We start from the raw sequence: 8,325 nt of genomic DNA on the forward strand, positions 1-8,325 counted from the left end.
CATCAACATAGGCGGCAAACCGCGCCTCGCGCGTCTCTGATGGGATAGGAAGGTTCATCACACGCCTCCGCATGATGGATCTCCCGACTATAGCTCGCCTCGTGAGTTTATGACACAGTAGTACTAGGATGTTTCCAAAACAGATACAGACAAGGGCAGCGCGAGGTGATTATTAGGCGGGTCACGGCTCCAGTCCGGCCTGTGCATTGCCCCTTTCATAGGGATGGTATGAATAGGACGGGTGTTCCTCGATGAAGGCCCAGCGATGACCCGTTTCACCTACACCAACCACGCCCGTGACATGCTTGCTGAGCGCGAGATCGTACCGGAGTGGGTGGAGCGGACAGTGCTCGAACCAGAGGCGACGGAGCCCGATCCCAAGCACCCGGAACGGGTGCGTGTCTTCTGCACAGTACCGGAACGCGACGGCAGGGTTCTGCGTGTGGTATACGTGCCTGAGGGTGAGACCTATCGGATCATCACTCTCTTCCTCGATCGGGGCCGGAGATCATGAGAACTCATTACGATGCAGAGGCCGATGCGCTCTACGTTCGCTTCACCGAGGCTAAGGTGAGCGAAAGTGAGGAGGTGCGTCCCGGTATCGTGTTTGATTTTGATGAGAGCGGCCGGATCGTGGCCGTCGAGATCCTGGACGCCTCCGAGCACTTGGCGCAGGGTGCGGACCTCCGCACCTTGAGTGCGGCATAGATCGCCTGAGAGCGATCGACAGGGGCAAAGCTGCGGAGCAGTTTGACCTTGTCTCCCTCGGCCAGAGGCCGAGGCGAGCAGACTTTGCCAGCGGCAAAGTCTAGTGAGTATACTTCTTCCGACAGAAGTCCTACCCGCTCCGCTTCCACACCTGTGGCGCCCGATCCCCAAGGTATATACTTTACAGCCAAGCTGTCGTGCCGTATCGAGAAGACTATAGACTTTCCGCAATTCGGTAGGCCCGATGAGTTTCGCCATTCTGCGCTTCGAGAAGATCAAGTCCCTGAGCGACCTCAAGGGCATGACCTCCCATTGGGACCGCTCCCGCCTGACCCCGAACGCCGACCCCAAGCCCCACCCCGAGGCGGTGCAGTTCCTGCATGGCCAGGATCCGGTCGCCGAGGTCGAACGGCGCCTACCCGAGAAACGCCGCAAGGACGCCGTCCTGTGCATGGAGGGGCTGCTCTCCGCCTCGCCGGAATACTTCCGGCCGGACAACCCGAGCCAGGCCGGCGTCTACGATCCCAAACGCACCGAGGCCTGGGTCAAAGCCTCCATGGCTTGGCTCAGGAAGGAGTTCGGCGATCGCCTCGCCTCGGCGGTGCTCCATCTCGACGAGGCCACCCCGCACATCCAGGTCGCCATCGTGCCGCTCGACCGCACCACCGGCCGCCTCGACGCCAAGACCCAGTTCGGCCGCGCCGAGCTGCGCCGCTTCCAGACCGACTATGCCAAGGCCCTCAAGCCCCTCGGCATCCGGCGCGGCGTCGAGGGCTCACAGGCCAAGCACCAGGACGTCCAGCGCTACTACGGTCTCGTCAACGCCGCCCAGGAGCCGCCGGAGCTGTCCCTGCGCGACAAGGCTGCCCTCACCGTCGGCCGGACCACGGAGACGGTCGAGCAGCTCCTGGCTCAGGCCGCCGACAGCCGCATGGTCCGGGACGAGCTCGAGAAGGCTCAGAGCCGGCTCCGGGCGTCCGAGGACCGGGCCAATCGCGAGCAGGACCTGCGGCTAGCGGCCGAAACAGCCCGCGACGTGGCCCTGGACCAGGCGAAACAGGCCAAGGGGACGCTTGCCAGCCAGGTCCGGGAGCTTCCGCTCGCACAGATCCTGCCCTTTCTGGGCTACAGCCGCCGCCACAAGGATCAGGACAGCGAATGGATCGGGCCGGCGGGTCCCCTGACCACCGAGGTCGCTAAGGGCAAGCCGAACAAGTTCTTCCTCCAGGATGCCGGCCAGGGCGGCCGCGGGGCGATTGATCTCGTCAAAGCGGTGATGGGGGTGGATTATGCCGGCGCCCTGGGCTGGCTCGCCCGCTTCGTCACGGAAGACGCGCTCGTGGCCGATGCCGCCGCAGAGGCCACCGCCAGTGCCCGGGAGCTCATGGATAAAGTCCGAACGGCACCAGAACCGGTGCTCATGCTGTCGCCGGATGCCGCCGATCGTGCTCAGGTTCTGCAGAAGCTCGAGGCCGTCGGCCTCGAGCCGACGGAGGCGAGCAAACTCCAGGGATTGGGGCTCGTCGGCGCCGCCCGGTTCGGACAACGCCTGCATGTCGCGTTTCCGCTGTTTCAGGACCACCACACCGATCCGAATGAGCAGCCGGTTGGCTATGTCGTCGAGGATCTCAGCCAACCGCAGGCGCGGCCACGACGGTTTGGAGCGCCGGGCATCTGGCGCTTTACCCATCGCTCCGGCTACGAGGGCGCGGACCGGCTCGTTCACGTCTTCACCTCGACCCCGAGCGAGGCCCTGGCCTTGTGGAACATCGCCCGCCTGGAGCAAGGCTTTCTGCCGCAGCTCGAGCAGGACAATATCCAGCGCACGGTCTATGTCGCGACAGGCTGGACCGGTCAGGAGCATCACACCCGGCTGATGACCCGGGCCAAGGCCGATCAGGCCTCTCTGGTGCTCGCCTATCGCGATGACGATTGGAGCCGGGCCCACCGCCAGCCCCTGGCACAGGAGGCCCAAAAGCAGGCTATTCCAACGGCCAGCGTGACGGGGGTGCTGTCCCTGCTCACACTCCAGAGTTTCGCGCAGCTCTGGCTTGCGATCCTGCGCGAAGGCGCTGAACGTCTCCTGGAGCGCCTGACCGCAGCCCGCGAGGCGCGCCGGAAGCGCCAGCAGGAGATCGAAGCCGCCAAGCGAGGACAGGGCCGCGGGTGATGACAGGTGTCCGCCATTGACGCACTGCGCCGCTGACGCATCTCCACCACTTGGTGGAGGCTCTCGATGGGCAAGCAGGATGACGACTTCGACCAGCTGATCGCCAATCTGGGCGCGGTGCTCGCCCTAACGGACGATGGCCAGAACCTCGGCAATGGCCTCAACATCCCCTACGCCATTGACGTAGCTGCCATCAGGAACAAAACCGGTCTGTCCCAAGTCGCCTTTGCTCGTCGGATCGGAGTGCCGGTGGGCACGATCCGCAATTGGGAGCAGGGCCGGCGTTCGCCGCAGGGGCCGGCGCGCATCCTGCTGGCCCTGCTCGACCGGAATCCGAGGATTGTCGAAGAGACCTTGGGCTGAGCGTGCGGACGTGTCGGAGCTGGTAGACGCAAGGGACTTAAAATCCCTCGGGTTCATAGCCAGCGAATTTACAGTCCGCCCCTTTGCCTCGTCAGGGTGCAAGGATTTGCAGTCCTCTGCGAAACCGCTCTGCACCAGCCCTCGACTGCATAGGGCGACGTTCCTGCGGTAGGACAGTGCGAAGGCGGCTATGATCTCTTGGCTTGGGTCTGGAGCATCGCCCCCAACGGCTCCTCAGCCAGGCGGGGAGAGACCGGGGAAACGTGCTCCTCTTGGCCTCTCCCTCGCCAAGCATTCGCGAGTATTCACGGCCCTACCGAGGCCTGCTTCAGCGCGGGTTTTACTGAATAGCCGGCGCAGGGTTCCATAAGCCCGCACGAACACTTTCCGAAACCTTCAAAACGCGTTCCATACTGGGCGTTATGCGAAATTACGCGCACCATGGGGCTAGCTGCATCTCGCCTATCATCTGCTCTTCAGGCGGGGCGACACGGGCGAGAGCCTCCCGGATCACTTCCGCCATCCTGGGCTCGATCCCGTCGAACTGCTCAAGCCGGTCAGCAATGTCCACGAGTTGCTCAAGCGTCTGGATCTCCTCCTGCTGGAGTATGCCCCAGGCAACGGAAGGCAGATAGAGACCGCGGATGGGTCCCGCGCAGGTATCATAAAAACGAGGCATTGGACGCTCCCAACTGACGCGCGTTCCGGTCTGCCAGTTCCGCACGATATGGATCCTGTTATCGCGAAACTGCTTGTCCTTCTGTGACCTGCACCACACGCGCAGTATGATCTGGCTTACAGCAGCTCGGGCGGGGACATCGGCTATCTAAAACCTCCCTTGTGGTCCTCCCTACCTCAAGCGCCTCGGCATCGAACCGAAGCGTTCCTTCTTTGGGGTCCATTCCATAAAGGCGCTTCTGCGAAATTATGGCCTCCAGCCAAAGGCCATTCCTCGCACAGGCTAGGGATGGGAGGAGCCGTGGATGCGTCGTGCCCCGTTCATCAGACCTATCAGAGATGAGGTTCTTTCAATCAAAAAATTGAGGTGTGACGTAGTTCACAGCGCCAATAGGCCAAATCATTCAAAGTCTAATCATCGCTACCGGGGTTAGGTCTAGGCGATACTGAACGGCAACACTCACAACACAAGAGGAAGTCTTATGTACGATATGCCCGATTACAGCACTTGGTATAATAGTTTCTCTGAAAGCGTGGCGTCTGCTACTGCTACGAATTCGAATAGCACTGACCAAGTTAATGCCAACACCAACCTTATTGGTGTTGGGACCGGCAATGATGTCAAAAATGTTGACATTGATCAGAGCCAGCACAACTTTACCGACCAGGACGCTTCTGCCGATGCTTCCAGCTATGGTGGGTATAGTGGGTATGGCTCTGATTACAGCTCCGCCTCCGCCTCCGCTGACAATTCCAATGATACGCTGCAGGTTAATGCCAACACCAACCTTATTGGTATTGGGACCGGCAATGATGTCAGTCATGTTGACATTGATCAGAGCCAGCACAACTTTACCGACCAGGACGCTTTCGCTCACGCCTTCGCGTAACCTTCATCTCGTATAGCGCCATCCGCTACGTGCACATGGCGCTCCATAGAACCGCTCTCCCAATCCTCGGGAGGGCGGTTTTTCCATTGCACGGCGACACGGACGGATTCACGCATCCCAAGCGCAGCGTCCAAAAACTTTCGGCGAAAAAGCGCCTGTGTGACCTGGCTCACGGTTCTCGGGCGACAAAGGGGTTAAGTTCAAACTGTCCTCTCGTAGGACGTTGCTCTCTCAAACTTAAGCGCCCCGGATCGCGACTGGGGCGCTTCTTTTTTGTCGGGTCCATAGACGCCTTCTGCGAAATCAGAGACGAAGTTCTTTCAATCAGAAAATTGAGGCGTGACGTAGTTCACAGCACCAATGGGCCAAATCATTCAAAGTCTAATCATCGCTAACGGGTTAGGCCCAGACGATATTGACTGTAATACAAGAGGATACCTCACATGCTTGATTACGATGCTTGGATGGAAGACTTCTCTAAGGGCCTCGACAACATAGCCGACGCCATCAATGTAAACCCGACTATTCAGGTTAATGCCAACACCAACGTCATTGGTGTGGGTGTCGGCAATACGGTCGATGATATCTTCATTGATCAGAGCCAGCACAACTTTACCCAGCAATCAGCAGACGCTGATGCCGGTGGCTATCAGGGTCCTGAATATCATTTGGGCGACAACATAGCCGACGCCATCAATGTAAACCCGACTATTCAGGTTAATGCCAACACCAACCTTATTGGTATTGGGACCGGCAATGATGTCAGTCATGTTGACATTGATCAGAGCCAGCACAACTTTACCGACCAGGACGCTTTCGCTCACGCCTTCGCGTAACCTTCATCTCGTATAGCGCCATCCGCTACGTGCACATGGCGCTCCATAGAACCGCTCTCCCAATCCTCGGGAGGGCGGTTTTTCCATTGCACGGCGACACGGACGGATTCACGCATCCCAAGCGCAGCGTCCAAAAACTTTCGGCGAAAAAGCGCCTGTGTGACCTGGCTCACGGTTCTCGGGCGACAAAGGGGTTAAGTTTAAACTGTCCTCTCGTAGGACGTTGCTCTCTCAAACTTAAGCGCCCCGGATCGCGACTGGGGCGCTTCTTTTTTGTCGAGTTCCATAACGGCCTTACCCGAAATTCGCACGCAGTAGGTTTGACCCGCACCTGAATGTCTACAGCCAAGGAGGTGGCTCCACGCCGAGTTCGTCGGCCGCGACGGCGGCGAACAGGTTCATGGCCTGGCTCAGGATATGACCAGCGAGGAAGGCGGGCTTGTTGATTGCCACGAGTGCCGTAGGCAACTCCTCTTCCTCAAGTTTCTTCAGCGCTCGATCCTGCTTTTTCTCGGTTTTGCTTTCCAGCACGAGCCTTCCCACATGCGCTGCGAGCTGAGCCAGCATCTCATCGTCTGTGCGGGGATTCTCAAATCGGAACGGCGGCAAAGATCGTCTTTTCATCAGTCTGCCTCACTGGGCCTTGCTGCCTGTCACGTGAAAGGCTTTCACAGGCAATAATGACCTGTCCAGAATCTGGCTCTCCCCTGTCCTCACCCGCCTTCGGCAAAGCCGAAAACCCCTCTCCGCAGCCGTTCCAAGGCGGATTCGAGTTTGGGGTTTGGCTCAAAGGCCTTTGGCGGAAGGCCGATTTTTCTTAAGTCACCCATAATCATATGGGGAACCGCTACGCTCTTGATTATGGGCGACTTAAGCGGAGCGATCGCAGGGCGTCTCACGGAATTTTGTTGCGCCCCCTTCTGCTGCCGGGCGGCTTTGGCCCGCTCATTGGCCTTGATGAAGAACGGCACATAGGCGCTGCCGAAGGCATAGAGCACGGCTTTTTTCATCCAGCCCTCTTCAGTGCGGCGATGCTTGGCGGCCGGCGGGATCGCCCGGACCAGGAAGCCGATCTCCTCGAGGGTTTTGATCGCGCCCCGAACCTGAGCCTCTGTGAGGCCGAGCTCCGGATGATCGGCGAGGTCGCGTCGGTCGATCGGGAAGATGCCGGCAACGCGACCAGGTGCAGACCAGAAGCGGGCTAGGAAGGTGGCTAGGGCATAGGCAGCACGACGGTTCCGGAACGGCGCCAGGTCCGCCGCGAGCTGGTCCCGGACGGCGAACGGCAGGCGATATGGTCCTTGAGACTGAGACGGGTGAAACGGGCGGCGTGCGACGCGCATCCGCGGCTTTGGAGCGGGCAGGATGAGCGTTAGCCGCTGCTGAAGGGCAGGCATGAGTTTCCCTTTGGGGCGCTAAACCCACCACAGGGGAAGCTTCATGTGAGCAAAGCTCCGCCGTTGCCGAAAATGATCATTTTCGGCTTGCGTCCGGCCAAGTTTTTGGGGAATATCATCGTTGTCAGACTGATGATTTCCCCGGCTTCTTGGCCGGTCATGAGGCCCGCCCCCAAGGCGGGCTTTATGTTTTCCGGACGCGATTCAACGTCCAATGGCAAAGGTAGCCGCGGCAGGACTCCGAACGCAACCGGATTGCGCCCTCAAGCCCCCGTTCCTGTCGTGTTTTCTGTGATTCCGGGGTCCGGTCGCCCTGGAAACAGCCCTGTACACGATCTCCCTTGGCGCAAGCCCTGACAGATTTCACGCTTATCAGGGGAGATTCCATGGTGTTCTCAGAGACCAAAACAGGGGTATGATGGAACCTCGAAGTGGTCGTGGGTTACCCTCCGCCCCCTTTTGCTTAGTTGATCAAGAACCGAAGGGTCAGGACCATCTGACCTTGCGAGCAGAGAGGGCCAGGACCAGCTGGCCCTCTTTTTGTTTGGCTGTCTCGGCGTGAACCATTTCGAAACGGGCCTCTGAAACAATCCGAGACGCCCGTTTGAACTAATTGAGACACCCATGTTTTCCATGCTCGAAGCGGCCAAGGAGGCCGGAACGTCGAAAGCCTCCATTTGGAGAGCAATCAAAAGCGGACGGCTATCTGCGACCAGGCGAGACGACGGAACCTACTCGATCGACCCAGCGGAGCTCTTTCGGGTGTATCCGAAACGTGTCGCGGACGCCGGTTTGAAACAAACCGAAATAGCCTCTGAGACGGGTGAGACGGCCGAAACGGCTCCTGTTTCGGCTTCGGCATCTCAGGCAGCCCTTGAAGTCGAGGTCCGGATGTTGCGGGAGATGCTGGGCCGGATGGAGGAGGCTCACCGCCGGGAGCGCGAGGCGCTTCAGGGGGAGCGGGACTCTTGGAAATCTCAGACAGAACGGCTGCTGACTGACCAGAGGCCGCGGCCAATTGGTTGGCGTGGCTGGTTTAACCGCTCAGCCTAGCCGGGAAGCCTTTGATGCGACCAAAATAGCCTGGCGCGCTTAACGGGCTCCAGGCACCGGTAAGGTCATGCGAAAGGCCCGCCTTTCTCTCGATGTCCTCTAGTACTACTGTGTCATAAACTTTGTGTGGCAGCAGGGACATCGTGGGAGCCTTCGCACGAGAGTGCAGATGAGTTCAGCCCGGATGGTGGCGATCGACTGGGCGACGTGGCGTTCGGGGCGGATGGGTG

The 8,325-nt window shown here is 59.6% G+C and carries 9 protein-coding genes; 6 read left to right on the forward strand and 3 right to left on the reverse strand.

Going from position 1 to position 8,325, the window contains the following annotated elements:
• Nucleotides 1-265: 265 nt before the first annotated feature.
• From FS320_RS33265 to FS320_RS33280, 4 genes are all read left to right on the forward strand, one after another.
• Complete coding sequence (locus FS320_RS33265) at nt 266-514, forward strand: DUF4258 domain-containing protein (RefSeq protein ID WP_152716687.1); 249 nt, start codon at nt 266-268, stop codon at nt 512-514.
• A complete protein-coding gene (locus tag FS320_RS33270) occupies nt 511-708 on the forward strand; it encodes a DUF2283 domain-containing protein (protein ID WP_152716688.1) in 198 nt (65 codons plus the stop codon). The genes FS320_RS33265 and FS320_RS33270 overlap by 4 nt, the downstream gene beginning before the upstream one ends.
• 244 nt (nt 709-952) lie before the next feature.
• The gene (gene mobV / locus FS320_RS33275; protein WP_152716689.1) at nt 953-2,878 is read left to right on the forward strand and encodes a MobV family relaxase; all 1,926 of its coding nucleotides are present in this window, start codon (nt 953-955) and stop codon (nt 2,876-2,878) included.
• Nucleotides 2,879-2,944: 66 nt separating this feature from the next.
• Nucleotides 2,945-3,241 carry a helix-turn-helix domain-containing protein gene (locus FS320_RS33280; RefSeq protein ID WP_152716690.1) on the forward strand — a complete coding sequence of 99 codons (297 nt, stop codon included), beginning with the start codon at nt 2,945-2,947 and terminating at the stop codon, nt 3,239-3,241.
• A gap of 430 nt (nt 3,242-3,671) precedes the next feature.
• On the opposite strand, the gene FS320_RS33285 is transcribed toward FS320_RS33280, so the two are convergent.
• Nucleotides 3,672-3,920, reverse strand: a complete 249-nt coding sequence (locus FS320_RS33285; RefSeq protein WP_152716691.1) for a hypothetical protein — start codon at nt 3,918-3,920, stop codon at nt 3,672-3,674.
• 481 nt (nt 3,921-4,401) lie between these two features.
• On the opposite strand from FS320_RS33285, the gene FS320_RS33290 reads away from it, so the two are divergent.
• Nucleotides 4,402-4,809: a hypothetical protein gene (locus FS320_RS33290; protein WP_152716692.1), complete on the forward strand. Its 408-nt coding sequence runs from the start codon at nt 4,402-4,404 to the stop codon at nt 4,807-4,809.
• A 443-nt stretch (nt 4,810-5,252) separates the two neighbouring features.
• Nucleotides 5,253-5,645, forward strand: coding sequence for a hypothetical protein (locus FS320_RS33295; RefSeq protein WP_152716693.1), 393 nt, complete (start codon nt 5,253-5,255; stop codon nt 5,643-5,645).
• Between the two features lie 339 nt (nt 5,646-5,984).
• On the opposite strand, the gene FS320_RS33300 is transcribed toward FS320_RS33295, so the two are convergent.
• Both FS320_RS33300 and FS320_RS33305 read right to left on the reverse strand, forming a co-directional pair.
• Nucleotides 5,985-6,269, reverse strand: coding sequence for a hypothetical protein (locus tag FS320_RS33300; protein ID WP_152716694.1), 285 nt, complete (start codon nt 6,267-6,269; stop codon nt 5,985-5,987).
• An 89-nt stretch (nt 6,270-6,358) separates the two neighbouring features.
• Nucleotides 6,359-7,042, reverse strand: coding sequence for a hypothetical protein (locus FS320_RS33305; protein ID WP_152716695.1), 684 nt, complete (start codon nt 7,040-7,042; stop codon nt 6,359-6,361).
• Nucleotides 7,043-8,325 lie beyond the last annotated feature (1,283 nt).

The organism is Microvirga tunisiensis (genome assembly GCF_009296175.1).
GTDB classification, from domain to species: domain Bacteria; phylum Pseudomonadota; class Alphaproteobacteria; order Rhizobiales; family Beijerinckiaceae; genus Microvirga; species Microvirga tunisiensis.